This window comes from Nonomuraea sp. NPDC046570 (genome assembly GCF_040645915.1).
Classification (GTDB): domain Bacteria; phylum Actinomycetota; class Actinomycetes; order Streptosporangiales; family Streptosporangiaceae; genus Nonomuraea.
On the sequence record NZ_JBEYZF010000002.1, the window covers coordinates 238,125 to 257,862 of the forward strand.

Annotated in this window: 22 protein-coding genes; 8 read left to right on the forward strand and 14 right to left on the reverse strand. The window is 71.6% G+C overall.

All coding sequences use genetic code 11. The features are described 5' to 3' along the window. Positions 1–57 precede the first annotated feature (57 nt). From ABZ911_RS04735 to thiE, 3 genes are read left to right on the forward strand one after another with little or no spacing between them, the layout of a single operon-like run. Entirely contained in the window at positions 58–1,224 is a 1,167-nt protein-coding gene (locus tag ABZ911_RS04735; protein ID WP_358052421.1) for an FAD-dependent oxidoreductase, read from the forward strand. 30 nt (positions 1,225–1,254) lie between these two features. Next, the gene (locus ABZ911_RS04740; protein ID WP_358051892.1) at positions 1,255–1,629 is read left to right on the forward strand and encodes an Rv2175c family DNA-binding protein; all 375 of its coding nucleotides are present in this window, start codon (positions 1,255–1,257) and stop codon (positions 1,627–1,629) included. Then, positions 1,607–2,242: a thiamine phosphate synthase gene (gene thiE, locus ABZ911_RS04745; RefSeq protein WP_358051894.1), complete on the forward strand. Its 636-nt coding sequence runs from the start codon at positions 1,607–1,609 to the stop codon at positions 2,240–2,242. The genes ABZ911_RS04740 and thiE overlap by 23 nt, the downstream gene beginning before the upstream one ends. 15 nt (positions 2,243–2,257) lie before the next feature. Here the strand turns inward: thiE and ABZ911_RS04750 are convergent, their stop codons facing one another. Beyond that, positions 2,258–3,325 carry a polyprenyl synthetase family protein gene (locus tag ABZ911_RS04750; protein WP_358051896.1) on the reverse strand — a complete coding sequence of 356 codons (1,068 nt, stop codon included), beginning with the start codon at positions 3,323–3,325 and terminating at the stop codon, positions 2,258–2,260. A 75-nt stretch (positions 3,326–3,400) separates the two neighbouring features. Between ABZ911_RS04750 and metF the strand changes: the two genes are divergently transcribed. Then, a complete protein-coding gene (gene metF, locus ABZ911_RS04755) occupies positions 3,401–4,327 on the forward strand; it encodes a methylenetetrahydrofolate reductase [NAD(P)H] (protein ID WP_358051898.1) in 927 nt (308 codons plus the stop codon). Position 4,328: 1 nt separating this feature from the next. Here metF and ABZ911_RS04760 read toward each other — a convergent pair whose 3' ends face one another. From ABZ911_RS04760 to ABZ911_RS04770, 3 genes are read right to left on the reverse strand one after another with little or no spacing between them, the layout of a single operon-like run. After that, positions 4,329–4,889: a GNAT family protein gene (locus tag ABZ911_RS04760; RefSeq protein WP_358051900.1), complete on the reverse strand. Its 561-nt coding sequence runs from the start codon at positions 4,887–4,889 to the stop codon at positions 4,329–4,331. An 11-nt stretch (positions 4,890–4,900) separates the two neighbouring features. Next, positions 4,901–5,800, reverse strand: a complete 900-nt coding sequence (locus ABZ911_RS04765; RefSeq protein WP_358051902.1) for an aminoglycoside phosphotransferase family protein — start codon at positions 5,798–5,800, stop codon at positions 4,901–4,903. Continuing rightward, positions 5,797–7,107, reverse strand: a complete 1,311-nt coding sequence (locus ABZ911_RS04770; RefSeq protein WP_358051904.1) for a hypothetical protein — start codon at positions 7,105–7,107, stop codon at positions 5,797–5,799. The genes ABZ911_RS04765 and ABZ911_RS04770 overlap by 4 nt, the downstream gene beginning before the upstream one ends. A gap of 397 nt (positions 7,108–7,504) precedes the next feature. On the opposite strand from ABZ911_RS04770, the gene ABZ911_RS04775 reads away from it, so the two are divergent. Continuing rightward, positions 7,505–7,795, forward strand: coding sequence for a hypothetical protein (locus ABZ911_RS04775; RefSeq protein WP_358051906.1), 291 nt, complete (start codon positions 7,505–7,507; stop codon positions 7,793–7,795). A 40-nt stretch (positions 7,796–7,835) separates the two neighbouring features. On the opposite strand, the gene ABZ911_RS04780 is transcribed toward ABZ911_RS04775, so the two are convergent. Both ABZ911_RS04780 and ABZ911_RS04785 read right to left on the reverse strand, forming a co-directional pair. Further along, a complete protein-coding gene (locus tag ABZ911_RS04780) occupies positions 7,836–8,555 on the reverse strand; it encodes a response regulator transcription factor (protein WP_358051908.1) in 720 nt (239 codons plus the stop codon). Further along, positions 8,552–9,751, reverse strand: coding sequence for a histidine kinase (locus ABZ911_RS04785; protein ID WP_358051910.1), 1,200 nt, complete (start codon positions 9,749–9,751; stop codon positions 8,552–8,554). Before ABZ911_RS04785 ends, ABZ911_RS04780 begins: the two co-directional genes overlap by 4 nt. 177 nt (positions 9,752–9,928) lie before the next feature. On the opposite strand from ABZ911_RS04785, the gene ABZ911_RS04790 reads away from it, so the two are divergent. Next, entirely contained in the window at positions 9,929–11,092 is a 1,164-nt protein-coding gene (locus ABZ911_RS04790) for a serine hydrolase domain-containing protein (protein ID WP_358051912.1), read from the forward strand. 55 nt (positions 11,093–11,147) lie between these two features. Here the strand turns inward: ABZ911_RS04790 and ABZ911_RS04795 are convergent, their stop codons facing one another. Genes ABZ911_RS04795 through ABZ911_RS04805 form a run of 3 tightly spaced genes read right to left on the reverse strand, consistent with a single transcriptional unit; the run spans position 11,148 to position 14,754 of the window. Then, positions 11,148–12,614 (reverse strand): Na+/H+ antiporter NhaC family protein, encoded by a 1,467-nt coding sequence (locus tag ABZ911_RS04795; RefSeq protein ID WP_358051914.1) that lies wholly within the window; start codon positions 12,612–12,614, stop codon positions 11,148–11,150. Positions 12,615–12,616: 2 nt separating this feature from the next. After that, positions 12,617–13,402 (reverse strand): enoyl-CoA hydratase-related protein, encoded by a 786-nt coding sequence (locus ABZ911_RS04800; protein ID WP_358051916.1) that lies wholly within the window; start codon positions 13,400–13,402, stop codon positions 12,617–12,619. A 2-nt stretch (positions 13,403–13,404) separates the two neighbouring features. Further along, positions 13,405–14,754, reverse strand: a complete 1,350-nt coding sequence (locus tag ABZ911_RS04805; RefSeq protein WP_358051918.1) for an AMP-binding protein — start codon at positions 14,752–14,754, stop codon at positions 13,405–13,407. 81 nt (positions 14,755–14,835) lie between these two features. Here ABZ911_RS04805 and ABZ911_RS04810 point away from each other — a divergent pair, with 81 nt between their 5' ends. Further along, on the forward strand, positions 14,836–15,438 hold the full coding sequence (locus tag ABZ911_RS04810; RefSeq protein ID WP_358051920.1) for a TetR/AcrR family transcriptional regulator: 603 nt from the start codon (positions 14,836–14,838) through the stop codon (positions 15,436–15,438). Positions 15,439–15,445: 7 nt separating this feature from the next. On the opposite strand, the gene ABZ911_RS04815 is transcribed toward ABZ911_RS04810, so the two are convergent. Further along, positions 15,446–15,994, reverse strand: a complete 549-nt coding sequence (locus tag ABZ911_RS04815; protein WP_358051921.1) for a GNAT family N-acetyltransferase — start codon at positions 15,992–15,994, stop codon at positions 15,446–15,448. Positions 15,995–16,104: 110 nt separating this feature from the next. On the opposite strand from ABZ911_RS04815, the gene ABZ911_RS04820 reads away from it, so the two are divergent. Continuing rightward, on the forward strand, positions 16,105–17,301 hold the full coding sequence (locus ABZ911_RS04820; protein ID WP_358051923.1) for a transposase: 1,197 nt from the start codon (positions 16,105–16,107) through the stop codon (positions 17,299–17,301). Positions 17,302–17,359: 58 nt separating this feature from the next. Here the strand turns inward: ABZ911_RS04820 and ABZ911_RS04825 are convergent, their stop codons facing one another. From ABZ911_RS04825 to tnpA, 4 genes are read right to left on the reverse strand one after another with little or no spacing between them, the layout of a single operon-like run. After that, a complete protein-coding gene (locus ABZ911_RS04825) occupies positions 17,360–17,836 on the reverse strand; it encodes a YbaK/EbsC family protein (RefSeq protein ID WP_358051925.1) in 477 nt (158 codons plus the stop codon). 34 nt (positions 17,837–17,870) lie between these two features. Beyond that, a complete protein-coding gene (locus tag ABZ911_RS04830) occupies positions 17,871–18,887 on the reverse strand; it encodes a transposase (RefSeq protein WP_358051926.1) in 1,017 nt (338 codons plus the stop codon). Beyond that, positions 18,803–19,189 carry a helix-turn-helix domain-containing protein gene (locus ABZ911_RS04835; protein WP_358051928.1) on the reverse strand — a complete coding sequence of 129 codons (387 nt, stop codon included), beginning with the start codon at positions 19,187–19,189 and terminating at the stop codon, positions 18,803–18,805. The genes ABZ911_RS04830 and ABZ911_RS04835 overlap by 85 nt, the downstream gene beginning before the upstream one ends. Then, positions 19,164–19,562, reverse strand: a complete 399-nt coding sequence (tnpA, locus tag ABZ911_RS04840; RefSeq protein ID WP_358051930.1) for an IS200/IS605 family transposase — start codon at positions 19,560–19,562, stop codon at positions 19,164–19,166. Before tnpA ends, ABZ911_RS04835 begins: the two co-directional genes overlap by 26 nt. Positions 19,563–19,738 lie beyond the last annotated feature (176 nt).

The window sequence follows — 19,738 nt, forward strand, 5'->3', positions numbered from 1 at the left end:
GTTCGTCACGTGGCCGTCATTGGCGTTACCCCCCGTAGGCAACCTAGGGTCATGATTGTGAATCATGTCGTGGTCGTGGGAGCGGGGCTGGCCGGAGTGCGCAGCGTCGAGGCGCTGAGGGCGAGAGGATTCGACGGTCGCGTCACGCTGGTCGGCGAGGAGCCGCATCGGCCCTACGACCGTCCACCCCTGTCGAAGGCCGTGCTGCTCGGTGAGGCCGACTCCTCCTTCGTCGACCTCGACCTCGAGGCGCTCGCCGTCGACTTCAGGCCCGGGGTGGCCGCCAAGGGCCTGCGCGCGGGCGTGGTCGAGACGACCGAGGGCGAGATCGCCTACGACGGCCTGGTCATCGCCACCGGCGCCGAGCCGGTCACGCTGCGTGGCGAGGGGGTCCAGCACGTGCTGCGCACCCTCGACGACGCGCTGGAGCTGCGCTCCCTGCTCGTCCCCGGCGCCAAGGTGGCGATCATCGGCGCGGGCTGGATCGGCGCCGAGGTGGCCACCGCCGCGGTCCGGGCCGGCTGCGCGGTGACCGTGGTCGAGGCCGCCGCCGCCCCGCTCGCGCACGCCGTCGGCGCGGACGCCGGCGCCCACACCATCCCCTGGTACGACAGCGTCGACCTGCGCCTGGACACCATGGTGAGCTCCGTCGAGCCGGGCGGCCTGGACCTGGTCGGCGGCGGCTGGATCGAGGCCGACGTGGTCGTCACCGGCATCGGCGTGCGCCCGTCGATCGAGTGGCTGGCCGGCTCCGACATCGACCTGCACAACGGCGTCGTCACCGACGAGCACCTGCGCACCTCGCTGCCCGGCGTGGTCGCGGTGGGCGACTGCGCGGCCTGGTGGTCGCGCCGCTTCGGCACCAGGCTGCGCGTCGAGCACTGGGACAACGCGCTGGCCGCCCCCGAGGTCGCCGCCGCCACCCTGCTCGGCGAGCAGGCCGTCTACGACCCGGTGCCGTACTTCTGGTCGGAGCAGTTCGGCCACATGGTCCAGTACGCTGGCCACCAGGCCGACGCGCGCCTGCTGCTCCGGGGCGACCCCTCGGCCGGCGGCAAGTGGGCGATCTGCTGGCTGACCGGCGATGACAGGCTGGCGGCGATCCTCACCGTCGACCGGCCGCGCGATCTGGTCCAGGGCCGCAGGATCGTCGAGGGCGGGCAGCGGCTGGACCCCAGCAGGCTGAAAGACCCCGAGGTGGCCGTACGTGACTGTGTTGTTTGAGCAAGGGTGCAATGTGGTAGTGGTGGATTCGTGACGCTTTCTGTTGCACAGATCGACCGGGAGACCGACCAGCTCGTCGCCGAGTGGCTCACTCTCCCCGAAGTGGCCCAGCGCCTCGACCTCACGATCGGTCGGACGAAGCAGCTCCTGAAGGAGCGCAAACTCATCGGCGTACGCAGAGGCGGTGGCGGTCCCCAGGTCCCCGCCGTCTTCCTGGACGGCCGCGAGGTGGTCAAGGGGCTCTCCGGTACCCTGACCCTGCTCCTCGACGCCGGCTACGACGACGCCGAGGCGCTGCGCTGGCTGTTCACACCCGACGACTCGCTGCCCGGCTCACCGGCCGAGGCCATCAGGGCCGGTCGCCATACCGAGGTCAAGCGGCGTGCCCAAGCCCTCGCTTTCTGACGCCAGGCTCTACCTCTGCACCGACGGCCGCCGGGAACGCGGCGACCTGCCCGCGTTCCTCGACGCCGTGCTCTCCTCGGGCGTGGACATCGTCCAGCTCAGGGAGAAGGGGCTGGAGGCCCGTGAGGAGCTCGCGCTGCTGGAGGTCTTCCGCGACGCCTGCGACCGGCACGGCAAGCTGCTGGCCGTCAACGACCGGGCGGACATCGCCTACGCCGCCCGCCCCGACGTGCTCCACCTCGGCCAGGACGACCTGCCCGTCGCCGTCGCGCGCGACATCCTCGGGCCGGACGTGCTGATCGGGCGCTCCACGCACTCGCCCGCCGAAGCCTCGGCGGCGGCCGTGGAGGAGGGCGTCGACTACTTCTGCTGCGGCCCGATCTGGCCGACCCCGACCAAGCCCGGCCGCCACGCGCCCGGCCCCGGCCTGCTCACGCACGCCGCGGGCCTCGGCACCGACCGTCCGTGGTTCGGCATCGGCGGCATCGACCTGGACAACCTCGGCGAGGTCATGTCGTACGGCGTGCGCCGGGTCGTCGTCGTCCGCGCCATCACCGAGGCCGGTGACCCCGCCGCCGCGGCGGCCGAGTTCGCCAAGCGACTGGCGGCCTGACCCGGGCGCGGCGACCTACGCGCGGCGGCTGGTGGCGGCCACGGCCAGTTCGGCCAGGCCGCTTCTGGCCGCCTGCGTGATGGGGGCCTCCGCCAGGCAGCCCAGCGCCGCCTCCAGGTACTCGGCGATCATCTCCTCGCAGGCGGCGAGCGCCCCGCTGCCCTCGATCACCGAGCGCAGCGCGGCCACGCCCTCGGCGTCCAGCGCGGGGTCGCCCAGCAGCTTGCGCACCAGGGCGGCGTCCCCGGGCGCCGCCAGGGCCAGGGTGCGGGCGACCAGCATGGTCCGCTTGCCCTCGCGCAGGTCGTCACCGGCCGGTTTGCCCGTCTCGGCCGGGTCGCCGAACACGCCGAGGATGTCGTCGCGGAGCTGGAAGGCGATGCCGACGCGCCGGCCGTACGTCACGCACAGCTCGTCCACCCACGGCTCGCGGGTGCCCGCGCCCAGCACCAGGCCGAGGCGGAGCGGCTGCTCCACGGAGTACTTGCCGCTCTTGTACAGCGCCACCCGCAGCGCCGAGTCGAAGGTGTTCTCCCCGTGGGCCTGCTCCAGCAGGTCCAGGTACTGGCCGCACATCAGCTCGGTGCGCATGTGGTCGTGCACGGGCTGGGCCGCCGCCAGACTGGCCGACGGCAGGCCGCTGGTGCGCCACATCTCGCCCGACCAGATGAGCAGCAGGTTGCCCAGCAGGATCGCGGCGCCCTCGCCGAACTGCTCGGCCGAGCCGTGCCAGGCGGAGTTCTCGTGCAGCGCCTGGAAGCGGCGGTGCGCGGCGGGCATGCCGCGGCGCAGGTCGCTCTTGTCCATCACGTCGTCGTGCACCAGCGCGCTGGCCTGCAGCAGCTCCAGCGACGCCGCCGCGGTGTAGATCGCCGGGTCGTCGCCGCCGCCGGCGCCGCGCCAGCCCCAGTAGCAGAAGGCGGGCCGCAGCCGCTTGCCGCCCGACAGGAGCTCGCCCGCCGCCGTCAGCAGCGGCTGCAGATCGCCGTCGCCGACGATGGGCCGCTGGCGGCCGACGAACTCCCGCAGGCGATGCTCCACCTGGGTGCGGAGTACGTCGAGGCTGGCGGCGTGAGTGGTCATGCCTTGAGACTAATGGTCGGAGATGCCCGCTTCGATCTCCCGGCTGCCCTGTGACGGGACCTGTACCCTGGACGCATGGCACTCGGTCGTCCCTCCGTCCTTCCGGATCGCGTTCCCACCGTCCGTGAGCTGCTCGCATCCGGTGAGCGGTCGTTCTCGTTCGAGTTCATGCCGCCCAAGACCGACGAGGGCGAGCGGCAGCTCTGGCGGGCGATCAGGGAGCTGGAGGCGCTGCAGCCGACGTTCGTCTCGGTGACGTACGGCGCCGGCGGCTCCACCCGCGACCGCACGGTCGACATCGTGGAGCGGGTGGCGCACGAGACCACCCTCACCCCCGTGGCGCACTTCACCGCCGTCAACCACTCCGTCCGCGAGCTGCGCCACCTGGTCGGCCGCTTCGCCGACGCCGGGGTGCGCAACATCCTGGCCGTGCGCGGCGATCCGCCCGGCGACGTCTCCGCCGAGTGGATCCGGCACCCCGAAGGCGTGCTGTACGCCGAGGACCTGGTCCGGCTGATCCGCCAGTCCGGCGACTTCTGCGTGGGCGTGGCCGCCTTCCCGTACAAGCACCCGCGTTCGGCCACCATCGAGTCCGACACCGAGTACTTCGTGCGCAAGTGCGAGGCGGGCGCCGACTACGCGATCACCCAGATGTTCTTCGAGGCCGACGACTACCTGCGGCTGCGCGACCGGGTGGCGGCGCGCGGCTGCGACACGCCCATCATCCCGTGCATCATGCCGGTCACCCAGCTGAGCACCATCGGCAGGTCGGAGCAGCTGTCGGGGGCGCCGTTCCCGGCCGCGCTGGCCCGCCGCTTCGAGGCGGTCGCCGACGACCCGGCCGCGGTCCGCCGCCTGGGCATCGAGCACGGCGCGGAGATGTGCCAGCGCCTGCTGGACGAGGGCGCCCCGGGCATCCACTTCATCACCTTCAACCGCTCGAAGGCCACTCGCGAGGTCTACCAGCGCCTCAACCACACCGCCCCCGCCCTCTCGGCCTGAATCAGGTTCGGGGTGTGGCCGTCCATTCCGGGGCGAGGATGGAGTGGACGACGGAGTCGCGCCACGCTCCCCGGACCAGGATGTGCCCGCGGATGCGTCCCTCCTCTACCATGCCGAGCTTGCCCATCACCGCCGCCGAGGCCTCGTTGAGCGGGCTGCGGGCGCCCCACACGCGGTACAGGCCCAGCTCGTCGAACCCGAGCCGGAGCAGCAGTCGGACGACTTCGGTGCCGAGGCCCTGGCGCCAGCGGTCGGCGCGGAGTGAGAAGCCGATCTGGGCGCTGTTCTGGCCGGTGTGCTGGGTGTCGACGGCCAGCCGGGCGTAGGCGGCCAGTTCTCCGGCGGGCAGGACGGCGGCGAGGGAGTACTCGGTCCGCGGTTCCGCCAGGGCGGCTCTGGTGACGCTGGTCAGCGTGCCCTTCACCTGGTCGCGGGTGCGGGGCTCGAAGCTCATGTGCTCGGCCACCCGCGGGTCGCCGTAGATCGCCGTGAGGGCGTCCACATCGTCGAGGGTGAACTCACGCAGGGTGACGCGGGGGGAGGTGAGCGTGACAGGGTACATGGCGGCAGACCCTACGGGACGGCCGTCCACCGCCAGGGGCGATCTCCGAGTTCCCCGCGCAGGCAGGCTAATCGGAGGGCCGCCTCCGGGTGACGGGCGGGATTCTCGGCGGCCACCTGGGCGGCCATGCAGGTCATGCGGAACTCGCGGATGTCGCGCAGGGTCTCGAAGCCGCCCCAGCGGACGACGTCGTGCCCGTAGGCGACGGTGAACGCCTGGTAGTCCGCGTCGGTGATGCCGGCGACCGTGTACGCCTTGACGGCCGTGGAGACCAGGTCCCATTCGGGCGGGCCGACCGAGCAGCGTTCGAGGTCCAGCAGCACGGTCCGGCCGTCCTGGGTGCGCAGGACGTTGCCGACCCAGGCGTCTCCGTGGACGACGGCGCTCGGCAGGCCCGCGGGTAACTCGGCGTGCCGGGCGCGAAGCCGGGCCAGGTGCCCGCGCATCCAGGCCCGGTCCGCCTCCGCCAGGGTGGAGGCCCGGTCGATCCGCTCGGCCAGCCGGACGAAGGGGTCGAGCCGGCCGAGGGAGAACGTGCTCGGCGGCGGCAGGTGGTGCAGGCGCCTGAGCATCGCGGCGACGTCCAGCGTGTCGCCGTACCGATGCGGCGGCAGCTCGCGCCACCAGGTGACCGACCTGCCGTCCACCTCGACGGGCTGACGCAGGCCGGGCGCGGCTCGCACGGCGGAGACGCCGTTGGCTTCGAGCCATCGCGCGACCAGCACCTCGCGGCGCGCGGCGTGCTGCTGCCCCGGGCGCGTGACGCGGGCGACGATCCCCTCGGGCAGCCGGTAGATGGCGTTCTCACCCAGCCGCAGTAGCTCCGCTCCCTCCGCGCTCACTCCCACACTCCGGCAGGCCCTCTCCAGTACGGCACGGGCCGCCCTCTCAGCCTCGCCGGAGGTGATCATGCCTCGACCACCGTCCGCAGGCGTTGCCGCAGCTCGGCGACGGGTGGCCGCCTCTGGTGCGGGGCCGATAACCGGTGCAGCTCCCGCATGTCGTCGGCCGCGCGGCGGGAGCGGACGGCGTCGACGGCGAGGACCGCGCGGCGGCCGATGGCGGCGGCCTCGTCGGGGTCGCCGGCCGCCATGGTGAGGCTGGCCAGCTTGATGCCGCTGAGGGCGCGCGAGCGCACGTGCACGGCGATGTGGCCGGCGACGGCGGCGGCCAGCCGGTTGGCGGCCTCGTTGACGAACTGGCCGTGGATGGCCAGGTCGTACAGGGCGTGCCCGGTGTCGCCCGCGTGCTGGGCGGCGTCGTAGTACCGCATCCAGGGCCCTTCGTGGGCGGGGCGGATGCGGGAGAACTCCTCGTCCGCCCGGCCCACCGTGGCCAGGGTGTCCTGGGTGCGCCGTAGTTTGGCCAGCGCGCGGGCGCGGGCGGACAGCACCATGGCGAGCTCGGCGGGCGTGAGCCGGTCGGCGCGCACGAGCGCGAGCTCGACCAGGGTCAGGCCGGTGTCGGCGTCACCGCACCAGATGGCCTGCCGGGCCATGGAGGACAGCACCTTGGCGCGCAGGTGCCAGTCCCCGGCTTCTTCGACACACGACAGCGCGAGGCGGAACAGGCGGCGGGCGTCGTCGTGGGCGTGGGCGTCGAACGCCATGAACGCGCAGGTGTGGCTGAGCCAGCCCACCGCCCCGAACAGCTCGCTCCGGAGCCTGTCCGGGCAGCGGGCCTGCTCCAGCAGCGCCACCGAGTAGCGCACCTGCGCGGTGACGGCTTCGCGGATCATGCCGCCGCCGTAGGTGTGGTCCCAGGTGGAGAAGACCCCCGCGATGGTGCGCAGTTCGTGGATGTCGGCGGGGGTGACGACGGCCGGGATCGACGCGGGCTGAGCCGGGAAGAGCGGGTCGAGCAGGGGAACCGCGGCGACGCCCGCGAGCGTGCTGAGGAAGCCCTTCCGGTCGACGTCGGTCAGACCGGCCGCAGGCCGGCTCGGGCGGCGCGGCGGCCGGAAGCCGAGCTCCCGGTCGGTGCCGCAGCCGAGGATCTCGCGGAGCGCGGCGCGGTAGTCGGCGCTCGGCCAGCGCACGGCGCCGCGTTCGAGTTTGCCGACGTAGTTGGCGGTCAGGCACGCCTCGTAGTCGCGGTGCTCGTCGATCCAGGCGTTGACCAGGTCGGCCAGGTCCTGCCGGGAGGCGGGCTCGCCCGGAGAAGACGGCGAGGCGAGCCGCCGGCGCGCCTGCTGCAACTGGACGTTGGGGGTTGCCACCGAGCCTTCCCTTCACGACTTTGCCAGAATCGTCGCACAGACCGTGGCGAAAGCATCCGTCAATCTGCCCCCGATCTGCCCCTTGACTGCCCCGCTGGATGGCGTTCCTGCGGCGGCGGGATCACTCCAAGCTTGAGTCACCTCTTCTGTCGCGTCGCGGCCACCGGCACCGGGCCGGCGCCGGCAGGAAGACCTGAATCGTTCGCCGCGGACCGGCCCGTCACCTCACGGCCGAACTCGCCTTGGAGGTATCTCTGAACAGCATCATGCTCGTGGCCTTGAACCTGCCTCGATGCCGCACCCGCCCCGTGCCCGCGAGCGCCGGCCACGGCGAGGAGGAACCGGCCGCGGTGCACAACGAGGAGGCGGTGGAAGTCGTGCGACGGTGGAGGACCTGATGTCCGCGTGGACGATGCCCGAGAACGCGGCCGCCGCCTTGCACCGGGAGCTGGCGGCCCTCGGCATCGACTCCGACCTGCGCTCCGGGAACGGCCTGGCCACCGTGTCGGTGTGGGGCGGCCTGCTGGTCTGGACGAACGGCCAGACCTTCTGGTGGATCAAGGCCGCCAAGATCCCGCCCGAGTACGCCGACGCGCCCGCGAACCAGCCGCAGGAGGCGGCCCTGCGGGTGGCCGCCCGGTACACGGAGCTGATCCGGGAGCGCCAGCGGCCGTCGACGGCGTCGTGACGGTCGAAGCGCGCCACTGCCACGACGCCGTCCGGCGCGATCAGCCGGGAGCGGCCCCGGGCTGTCGGCGGATCTTTCCGAGAAGGCCGGACTCGTGGGCGAGGACGGCCGCCTGGACGCGGTTCTCCAGGCCGAGGCGGGTGAGGATGCGGTTCACCCGGCTCTTCACCCCGGCCTCGGTCAGGTCCAGGCTCTTGGCGATCTGGGCGTTGGACAACCCCTTGGCGACCAGGACGAGCACCTCCAGTTCCCGCCTGGTGAGCCTGCTGAGCGGGTCCGCCGCGCCGTCCCGGTGCGGCGGCTCGGCCAGCAGCGCGGGCGGGATCGCGGCGAACGCGCCGATGAGCCGCTCGGTGACGCCCGGCGCGAGCATGGCCTTCCCCGCGGCCACCACCTTGATGGCGTCGGCGAGCTGGTCGGGGGAGGCGTTCTTCAGCAGGAAGCCGCTGGCCCCGGCCCGGAGCGCGGCGTGCACGTACTCGTCCAGGTCGAAGGTGGTCAGCACCAGGACGCGGGGGCGGGGCTCCGGATGCGGCCAGTCGCCGAGGATGCGCCGGGTCGCCTCGACGCCCGTCAGGCCGGGCATCCGCACGTCCATCAGCACCACGTCGGGCCGCAGCTCGAAGGCGGCGGCCACCGCCTGCTGTCCGTCGGTCGCCTCCCCGACGGCCTCCAGGTCGGCGCGCCGGTCCAACATGACGCGCAGCGCCGCCCGGACCAGCTCCTGATCGTCGGCGATCAGCACCCGGACGGCCGTCACGCCGCGCCCTCCCACCGGAACGTGGCCAGGACCCGCCAGCCGCCGTCCGGCAGGGGGCCCGCGCTCAGCCCGCCGCCGAACAGCGCGACGCGTTCGCGCATGCCGATCAGCCCCAGCCCGGACCCCGCCATGGGCCGGTGCCTGGGGGCCGCCGGGCTGTTGTCGACCAGGACGCTCAGCTCCTCGCCCGCCTGCCGTACCTCGACGCGGACCGCGGTGGGGCCCGCGTGTTTCAGGACGTTGGTCAGCGCCTCCTGCACGATGCGGCAGGCCGACACCTGCGCGGCGGGTGGGACGCCGTGCGCCGGATCCGTGCCGATCTCCACCTTCACCTCCACCGCGCAGCCGGCCGCCCTGGCCGAGGCGGCGAGCTGGTCGAGGTGCCGTAGCGACGGCTCGGGGGCGGGCGGTCCGTCGTCCGCCAGGAGTCCGAGCATCCTGCGCATCTCGACCAGCGCGGTGTCGGCGGCGGCGCCGATCCCCGCGATGCCCCGGCCGGCCAGGGACGGGTCGTCGGTGAGCACCTCGGCGGTGGCCCGCGCCTGCATGGCGATGGCGCTGACGTGGTGGGCGACCAGATCGTGCAGGTCGCGGGCGATGCGGGCGCGCTCGGCCGTCACCGCCCGGCCCGCGCTGACCTCCTGCTCGGCGCGCAGCCTCGCGGCCAGATCGCGCAGCCGGGCCGCGTCGGCGCGGATGTGGCGCTGGGAGGTGCCCAGCAGCCACACCCCCCACAGCAGCCCGGCGACCAGCATCGCCTCGACCAGCCCCGGGCGCAGGTCCGCCGGCAGCGGCAGGCCCAGCAGCGGCCGGACCAGGAGATCGGGCGCCAGCACCGCGGTCGCGCCCACGCCGACCGCCGCGAGGCTCCCCGGCGAGGCCGTGTAGCGGGCGACGGCGTAGGCGGCGAACCCCACGTACAGGCCGTCCCGGAAACCGATCATGGGGTCGGCCAGCTCGTACGCCACGTACGCGGCGCTCACCACGGTCATCACCAGCCACGGGTGCGTCCTGCGCCACACCAGGGGTACGGCCTGCGCGAACAGGAACGCCAGCACCACCGCCGCCGTCGCCGGATCGCGGGGCAGCCCCACGCCCAGCCTGAACAGGAACGCCACCGCCGTCAGCGCGACGGCGAGCAGGACGTCGGCGACGCGCGGCCGTCCCGCGAACCACCGCCGGCCGAACCCGTTCATCACGGGCCCAGCGTAAGGCCAGGTCGGCCGCCCTCCCGACCGGACGAATCCAAAGTTGCCCGGGCGGCCGGCAGATCCTCCCCCAGGGCGACGGCGGAGCCACGCTCACGGCCGATTCCGAGGCCCTTCCCGCTTCCTAGGCTCGAACCATCAACCTCATCTCACCTGGGAGTACTCATGCGTCACCCACGCCGCGCCGCGCTGCTCGCCGCCGTCGCCGTACTCGGCACCACGCTGCCCGCCACCGCAGCCACCGCCACCGCCCCGCCCGGATACGGCAAGGCCGACCTCCAGCGCGACGTCGACGCCATCCGCGCGATCGGGACCATCGGCGTACAGGCGCGCGTGATCACCCCCGAGGGCACGAACCTGGTCGCCACCAGCGGCACCGCCGTGGTCGGGACCCGGCGGCCGGTTCCCGCCAACGGCTACGTGCGGATCGCCAGCACCACCAAGACCTTCGTGGCCGCCGTGGTGCTGCAGCTCGCCGCGGAGGGCAAGCTGTCCCTGGACGACACCGTGGAGAGCCTGCTGCCCGGGGTGGTGCACGGCAACGGCAACGACGGCAGCAAGATCACGGTCCGGATGCTGCTCCAGCACACCAGCGGCATCCCCGAGGCCTACCCGTCCTTCGCCTCGGTCGAGGAGTACCAGGAGCACAGGTACGACCGCTTCACGGCGGCGCAGATCGTGGCCAAGGCGATGAAGCACAAGCCGGACTTCGCGCCGGGCACGGCCTGGCGCTACTCCAACACCGGCTACCTGCTGATCAGCATGATCACCGAGAAGGTGACGGGCCGGCCGTGGCACAAGGAGGTGGCCGACAGGATCAGCCGCCCGCTCGGCCTGAGCCGTACCGTCTGGTCGGGCACCTCGAACTCGGTGCCCCGGCCGCACGCCCGCGGCTACATGGTGCTCCCGCCGGCCGCGCCGTTCGACGCCACCGAGCACTTCGACGGGGACGCCGCGGGCGGGCTCATCTCCTCCACCGCCGACGTCAACCGGTTCTTCCGCAAATTGCTGGGCGGTGACCTGGTGCCCGCCGAGCAACTCGCGCAGATGAAGCGGACGGTCAAGGCCACCGGGCACGACCAGGTCTGGCCGGGCGCCCGCTACGGCCTCGGGATCGGTTCGCGCCCGCTGTCCTGCGGCGGCGTCTACTGGCACCACGGCGGCGACGACTACGGTTACAAGACCAGGACGGGCGTCACCGCCGACGGCCGCCGCAGCGTGGTGGTGTCGATGAGCGCGCAGATCGGCGACGAGCGCTCGCTGCGCCAGGAGAAGGCCGCGGGCGACCTGATCGACCGCGCCCTCTGCGACCGCGCCTCGGCCTCCTGACAGAGGGCCCGCCGCTGACGCGCGAGGGGGTGCGTCAGCGGCGGGCCCGGCTCTGTCACGCGGTCGTCGCGGCGACCTCGCCCGGCTCTTCCGCCACCGGCTCGCCTTCGGGGCCCTCGAAGCGGCGGCCGTACCCGGTGACGACCGCGATCAGCATGATCACCCAGATCGCCATCGGATAGAACGACGCGAACGCGATGCCCGCGGGCGTCGGCAGCTTGCCGTCCAGGAACGGGAACGTGGTGGTCAGCGTCGCCAGCATGGACACCACGCCGATCGGCCAGATGTGCCACGGCACCACGTAGCTGACGCTGTTGGCCACCGCGTCCACCAGGTTGGCCCGCCGGTAGGGGTGCAGCAGCCTGCGCCCGCCCACCGCGTCGCTGATCGGCCCGCCGATGATGGTCACCTTGCTGTTGTTGCCCACCACCAGGAAGGCCAGGAACGAGCAGAGCGCCAGGATGACCGCCTCGGCGCCGCGCGCGGTCTTGCGCGCCCCGCCGGCCAGCTTGGCGGTCAGCAGCTCCAGCAGCCCGAACTCGCGCACCAGGCCGTACGCCGCCATCACGATCATCACCATCAGCATGATCGGCACCACCTCGAGCACGCCGTCGGCGAGCGCGCCGAGCGTCTTGGTGCCGTCGGCGAGCTTGGCCGGGAACAGGTCGGCCAGCGGCAGCTTCCCGGTGACGACGCCCAGCAGGATCGCCGAGACGATCCCGTAGGACAGCGACTCGAACACCGACCGTCCGCTCAGCGCGACGCCGATCACCAGCAGCACCGGCAGCACCATGATGAGCCCGCTCGGGTCGGCGAACTTGGCGATCACCGCGGCGGCGGCCGCGTCGTCGCCGGTGGCGCCCAGGCCCACGAGGAAGTGCGCGACGGCGGCGATGAGGAACGCGGGCAGTACGTAGATCAGTCGCGCCTTCACGACCCCGCTGACGTCGGCCAGGCCCGCGCGGCGGCGGAAGCGCTGGGTGGAGGAGGAGATGATCGCGGTGTCGGAGACGGGGGAGTAGTGGTCGCCGGTCGCCGCGCCGGACACGATCGCGCCGACCACCAGCGCCGAGGGCAGCCCCATGAGCACGCCCGCCGGGAACAGTACGGGCAGCATCACCGACAGCGTGCCCACCGTGGAGCCCGTCGCCACGCCCACCACGGTGCAGGCGACGTAGGTGAACAGCATGAAGAACCCGCCGGACAGGCCGATCGTGTCGGCCAGCCAGATCACCCCGCCGGCCAGCCCGCCCTTCTCCATGAGCTGGGCGAACACGCCGACCAGCGACATGATGGCGACGACGAGTACGGCGGTGCGGTCGCCGAGCCCGGACACCACGCCGTCCCAGTAGGCGCCCTTGTCGCGGGCCAGCAGCGAGCCGAGCACCAGCGCGAGCACGCCGACGCCGAGCAGGATCTGGGTGTCGACCTGGCCGCGGAAGCTGAAGAACACCATCAGCACGATGAAGATCGTCAGGGGGACGATCGCCATCCAGCGGGTGAGATAGAAGACGCGTGACATGCCTACCTGCCGGTGAAGTGGGGGGTACGGCCCTGGGCCGCCGCGGTGACGCCTTCACGGAAGTCACCGGACAGTCCAGTGGCCACGCGCCGCATGGCTTCGCCCATGCGGATGGCGGTGGAGAAATCGGTCTCAAGGCTGCGCACCGCGATCTCCCGGGTGCAGCGTACGGCCAGCGGCCCCACACTGGCCAGGCGGTGTGCCCAGGTCAGAGCCGCCTTGAGGACGTCGGCCTTGGGCACGACCTTGTTCACCAGGCCGACGCGGTGGGCCCATTCGGCGTCGCGGGGTTCGCCGAGCAGCAGCAGTTCCAGCGCGTGCCCGAGGCCCATCAGCCGCGCCGACTGGGCGGCGCCGACCACGACGGGGATGCCGAGCGCCACCTCGGGCATCAAGAAGCTGGCGTCGTCGGAGCACACCCGCAGGTCGCAGGCCATGGCCAGGCACAGCCCCTCGCCCACGCAGTGCCCGTTGACCGCCGCGATCATGGGCTTGTACTGCTCCATCTCGCGGTCGATCCGGTCGGTGTAGACGGCTTCCCAGAAGCCGGGCACCGTGTCCATGAACGCGTCCAGGTCGGCGAGCTCGCGCACGTCCTGACCGGCGCTGAAGGCCCGCTCGCCGGCTCCGGTGACCACCGCCACCCAGGCGTCGCCGTCGGCCCTGAAGCGCCTGATCGCGGTGTCGAGGTCGGCGTGCATGGCCGCGTTGAAGGCGTTCAGCGACTCCGGCCGGTCCAGCGTGATGATCGCGACGTGGCCGTCGAGCTCGTATCGTACGGTGTCCATGATCAGGCCTCCTGGTAGGCGTGCTCGACGATTCGGGCCTTGAGCGTGCCGCCCAGCGAGGTCAGGCTCCCGGCGGGGGCGAACTCGATCGCCGCGGTGAACCGGAGCCGGTCGTGGACGGCCGCCTGGATCCGGGCGGCCAGCTCGGCGGTCCCGGTGACGTGCTCGGCCAGCTCGACCTTCACCGGCAGCGGCGGGTGGGCGACCGGCGGCGCCTGGTCGAGCACCACCCGGATCTCGCCGGTGACCTCGGGCGCGAACGACTGCACCACGTCCTTGATCGCGTGCGGGAACACGTTGACCCCGCGCACCAGCAGCATGTCGTCGGCCCTGCCGCCCACGCTGAAGCGGAAGCCGGGCGCGCCGCACTCGCACGGCCTGGTGTGGATCGTCACGATGTCCTTCTCGCGCCAGCGGATCGCCGGGGCGCACTCCTTCTCCAGCGCGGTCACCACGATCTCGCCGGTGACGCCGTCCTCCCAGGGCAGCGGCCGCAGCGTCTCGGGGTCGACCACCTCCAGGTGCACGTAGTCCTCGGCGAGGAAGTGCATGCCGGCGTGCGCGTCGCAGGAGACGGAGGTGAAGAACGAGGCGTGCGTGTGCCCGATGGTGTCGTAGACCTTCGCCCCGCCGAACCCGGCCGACAGCGCCTCGCGGATGTGCGGGACGCCCGCGCCCGGCTCGCCGCCGACCATGATCCGCTTGATCCCGAGGTCGGCCGCGCTGATCCCGGCCTCCTCGGGCAGCTTCTTGAACAGGTAGCGGGCGTAGCTCGGCGTCAGGTTCACCTGGACCGGCCGGACGTCCTGGGCGACCTGCGCGAAGCGGGCGGCTCCCGTCATCGCGCCGATCGGCACCGTGGTCGCGCCCGCGTGCTGCAGCACGTCGAGCACGGGGCTGCCGGCGATCCACATCGACAGCACGAACGCGTGCATCACCACGTCGCCGGGCGCCCCGCCGATGCGCCACTGCGCGCGGGCGCCGATCTCGTTGGTGACCTGCCGGTCGGCCTCGGTGTAGCCGGTGTAGGTGGGCTTGCCCGTGGTGCCGGACGAGGAGCTGACCCTGATCACCTTTCGGGGGTCGCAGGCGAGGTGCAGGCCGTACGGGTGGCCGTGCCGCTCGCGCGACTCCTCCTGGCTGACCCGCTCCAGGTCCTTGTCGAAGAACGGATAGTCGGCGAGCTGCTCCAGCGACCGGAACCTGTGCGGATCGACGCCAGCCTCGTCGAAACGCCGCCTGATGTACGGCGAAGCCTCGTACACCCGTACGAGCTGCTTCTGGAGCTTGCCGAGCTGAAGAGCCCGCAGGTCGTCGCCGCTGAGGGTCTCGGCGGCAGGGTTCCACAGCATGGGTGTCTCCCTAGTAAACATACTTGGAGTTCAGAATCGTATTCGGCGTTCAGTTGGTGTCAAGAGTGAAAGAATCTTTCCGTGACCGACCGCAGAGTCCTGCGCACCAGGACGGCCATCCAGCGCGCCCTTGTGGAGCTCTCCCTCGAACGCGACTACGACCAGGTGGCGATCGAGGAGATCCTGGAGCGCGCCGACGTCGCCCGGGCCACCTTCTACGCCCACTACAAGGACAAGGACGCGGTGCTCGACCAGATCAGCGAGGGCGCGATGAACGCCATCGACCGCGCGACGCAGGAGGCGATCGGCGCGACCTGGCCGCAGTACTCGATGCGGGCCATGGAGGCGTTCTGCCGGGCGGCGGGCGAGCACGGCGAGGTGGTCAGGCTGGTGGTGCGCGGCGCGGGGCACGGGCGGCCCATGCGCGCGTGGCTGCGCCGGATCGCCGAGGTGGGCCGGGTGGGCATCGTGCGCAGGGACGAGACGCTGGGGCGGACGCCGCGCCTGCCGTACGAGCTGCTCGCGCAGAACTTCGCCTGGCAGGCGATGGGCGTGCTGGAGTGGTGGCTGGAGCAGGCCCCCGAGCTGGAGGCGCCTCAGGTGGCGCGGATGTTCCGGCAGATCAACATGCTCGGCGAGGCGTGGGCGCGCCGGCTGGACCCGGAGGAGCTGGCCATCGACTGAGCCGCGGTCAGGTGAGCAGCGGGAGGGCGGTGCCGACGATCGCGTACCGCTCGTAACCGCCGGGGAAGACGAACTCGGTCAGCAGGTCGGTGAAGCCGAGCGAGCGGTACAGGTGGCGGGCGGCGGTGGGCTGGTCGTGCGTGGACAGGATCGCCGCGCGCTCGGGGCGGCCCGCGCACAAGCCGCGGATCATCGCCCGCCCGATGCCCTTGCCCTGGTAGTCGGGATGCACGTGGATCTCGGCCAGCTCCAGCGTGTCGCCGAGCCAGGCGTCGGCCACCTCGGCGCCCGCCCGCTCGACCAGCGCATGGTGGACGACATCATGCCACCACTGCCCCGGGGCCCCGTGGAAGCCGTAGGCGAAACCGACCGCCGTGCCGTCCGCCGCCTCCGCGAACAGGCAGCGGAAGGCCGGATAGGTCCCGTGGTTGCGCATGATGCTCTTGCGTCCGGTGATCTGGTCCACCGGCGGATGCATCGCCGCGGTGTAGATCTCGATCACCGGGTCGAGGCGCGCGGCGAACTCCACCGGGCCCGCTTCGCGCAGTTCGATCACCGAGCACCTACAGCGTGGATGCCCCGTCCTTCAGGTCGGGGAGGAAGCGCGGTGCTTCGGGTCACTGTGTTCTCCTGCTTTTGTCGGTGACGTTCGGTAGTTTGTTCGGCGTGTCCCGTTACCGGCTTCAGCCGACGCCTGCTCAGGAGGCGGCGTTGCTGGAGCACTGCGGGCACGCCCGATACGTGTGGAATCTGGCGGTTGAGCAGCACGCGCACTGGCGTCCGGGCCTGAAGTCCGCGCCCGGTTTCGCCGAGCAGTGCCGCCAGCTCAGCGAGGCGCGGGCGGAGTTCGGGTGGCTGCGCGCTGGGTCGGTCATTGTGCAGCAGCAGGCGTTGAAAGATTTCGCGCAGGCGTTGGCGAACTTCTTCGCCGGAACGCATCGCAGGCCGCGGTGGCGTCGGCGCGGGCGGGGTGAGGGCTTTCGGATCGTGGCGGTCAAGGCGGGCGATGTACGCCGCCTGTCGCGCAACGTCGGCGAGGTGAGGGTCCCGAAGGTCGGCTGGGTGCGGTTTCGCTGGTCGCGCGCCGTCCCCGAAGGCGTGAAGTCGTACCGGATCACCCGCGACGCCGCGGGACGCTGGCATGTGGCGTTCGCCGCGATCCCCGAACCCCTGCCCGGTCCCGGAACCGGTGAAGTCATCGGCGTCGACCGTGGCGTGAGCGTGTCGGCGGCACTGTCCACTGGCGAGTTGCTGAACGCGCCCACGCCGCGCGACGGCGAGAAGTCCCGCCTGCGGCGACTGCTGCGCAGGCTGGCGCGGGCCAAGCGCGGCTCGAACCGGCGCGGCAGGGTCAAGACGGCCATCGCCCGGCTGAAAGCGCGCGAGGTGGACCGGCGCAAGGACTGGATCGAGAAGACGTCCACCGATCTGGCCCGCCGCTTCGACGTGATCGCGGTCGAAGACTTGAAGATCGGCAACATGACCCGTTCGGCGAAGGGCACCGTCGAAGCACCGGGTCGAAACGTCCGGCAGAAGGCCGGTCTGAACCGGGGCATCCTCACCGCAGGGTGGGGCAGGCTCGTGGAACGGCTGGAGCAGAAGGCTGCCGGCCGTGTCCGGAAGATCAACCCGCGTTACACGTCGCAGACCTGCAACGCCTGCAAGCACATCGCCAGGAAGAGTCGTGAGAGCCAAGCGCTCTTCCTGTGTGTGGCCTGCGGGTGGCGGGACAACGCCGACGTCAACGCGGCCAAGAACGTCCGAGACACCGCCGCAGGGCATGCGGTGGCCGCACGGGGAGGCCCGCCGTTGGGCGAGCCCGCGAACCGTGAACCCCAACACGACCTCCTCCCCGTGGGGTAGTCGCCGTTGGAATCCCCCGCCTTCACTTCGGGCGGGGGAGGATGCCAACTGTCGCACACTACTCGACGTCGACCGCGGCACCTCCGGTCAGCCTCAGCAGTTCGTCGAACGAGGTCGGGAAGACCGTGTGCGGGTGCCCGCCCGCCGCCCAGACCACCTCGTGCTTGCTCAGCCAGGTGTCGACCAGCGTGCGCACCGGCGCCGGGTGCCCCACCGGAGCCACCCCGCCGATCGGCTGGCCGGTGGCCTCCCTGACGAACTCCGGGGTCGCCCGCCGTACCTTGGCCACACCCGCCGTGCGCGCGATGAGCGTGACGTCGACGCGGTGCGCGCCGCTGGTCAGCACCAGTAGCGGCGCGCCGTCCGCGTCGAAGATCAGGCTGTTGGCGATCGCGCCCACCTCGCAGCCGAGCTGCTCCGCGGCGCTCGCCGCCGTCGGGGCGGCCTCGGGCAGAACGACGATTTCTCCCGTGGCGCCCAGTTCGCGAAGGGAGGCGGCGACACGGACGACGTTCGGGTGTGACTTTTCTGGCATGCGACCACTCTAAACAGTTGAAGCGCTCCCACGGCTAAGGCCGGGGGATTCCAGCCAGTTCCCCACCCTTGGAAGGGATGGGGGCTGCTGTTGCTTGGCGGTTGGCCTTCCGGCCCACGGCTGCCCGTGGTTTGCGCGCCCCAACACGTGCGGCCGGTCTGGCTGTCATGTGTTCCGCCCTCCCGGCGGCAAGGATGTTCTTGGCGGCGTTCACGTCGGCGTGTGCCCGGTGCCCGCAGGCCACGCACCGGAAGACCGCTTGGCTCTCGCGGTTCTCCCTGGCGGTGTGCCCGCAGGGGTTGCAGGTCTGCGACGTGTACGCCGGGTTGACGGTGATCACGTGGGTGCCCGTGGAGCGGGCCTTGGATCGGATTGCCCGTTCGATCCGGTACCAGCCCTTGTCCAAGAGGGCCCGGTTCATCCCGGACTTGGCCGCGGCCCCGTTCGGCAGGAACCCGCCCTCGTTGTCCGGGTCGGGTTTCGGCGCGACGGCTGTGGTCATGTTCTTCGTCTTCAACGCCTCCAAGGCGATCAACTCGAACCGGGTGGCCAGGATGTGGGCGGTTTGGGCGGCGAAGTCCTCTCTACGGTGGCGAACCCTCCGCGACAGGCCGGCGAGACGTGCCAGCGCCCGCTTGCGCCGCTTGGAGCCCTTCTTCGTGCGGGCCAGCTCCCGACGGAGTTTCGCATCATGGGCGAGCTCACCGAGGCCGACGAAGGTCCGATGGTGCAAGACGCCGTCGGAGCGGGTCACGACTTTGGCCACGCCCCGGTCGATCCCGACCCCGCTGCCGGGGTGTGCGTGCCGCTCGGGAGTGGTGATCTCGTCCTCGATCAGGAAACTGATGTACCAGTGTCTCCCGTTGCGGGTGACGGTCGCGTTCTTCACCGTCCCGCCCAGGGGCTTGGTCCAGCGGAAGCGGACCCAGCCGAGTTTGGGGAGTTTCGCCCGTCCCCACCGCCGGTTCAGGCGTTCGACCGCGATTTTCCCGCCTTCGGGAACCGGAACGCGGGCGAATTCTTGATCTTCGTTTTCCAGCGGACCCTCCACGTGCCGTGCTTGGCGCATGCCCGGTCAAGGTCGATGAGGGTCTGCTGAAGGCAGTGACCGGGAACCTCGGCGAGCCAGGGGAACTCGGTCTTCGCGTCCACGAGCTGGCGGGCCTGCTCGTGGTAGCCGATGAACGCTCCATGCAGCCGGTAGGCGCGGCGCTGTTCCAGGCCGGTGTTCCACACCGACCGGCACGCGCCGCCGATCCGCTCGGCGAACTCGGCCTGGTCGGGGGTGAGGTCGAGTCGGTACTTGCGGCCGGTCAGCATCAGCGGGTCACCGGTTCCTCTGGTTCTCGACATACCGCTTCACGACCTCCAGCGGTGCGCCGCCGACGGTGGCCACGAAGGAGGAGTTCGTCCACAACGTCGGCAGCCGGGACGTCAGGGACGGAAACTCGCCGCGCAGGACGCGGGAGGTGCGGCCCTTGACGGCCTTCACGAGCTTGTGGACCCCGTACCGCGGGTCCACCTCCACCACCAGGTGGACGTGGTCGGGCATGACTTCCAGTTCCACCAGCCACGCCCCTTTCTCCTCGATCACCTCGCGGATCAGTTCCTTCAGCCGCTCCTCTATCCGGCCGCCCAGCACGCTCCGCCGGTATTTCGGGCACCACACGACGTGGAACGCGCACTGGAACGCGATGTTCGAGTTCGTTCGCAAGCGCACACCCACACGATCAATACAGCATTCCGCTATCTATCGAAGAGGATTTCGATGAACTGCATGCGGGACACACGCCCAGGTCAGAACACGCTCACGCCCCAGGAGGCGTTCCCGCGTCGGGCTTACCCCCATGGCTGAAGCCAGGGGTCCGCGCCCGACGTCCCCGATCGACCAAGGGATTGCCG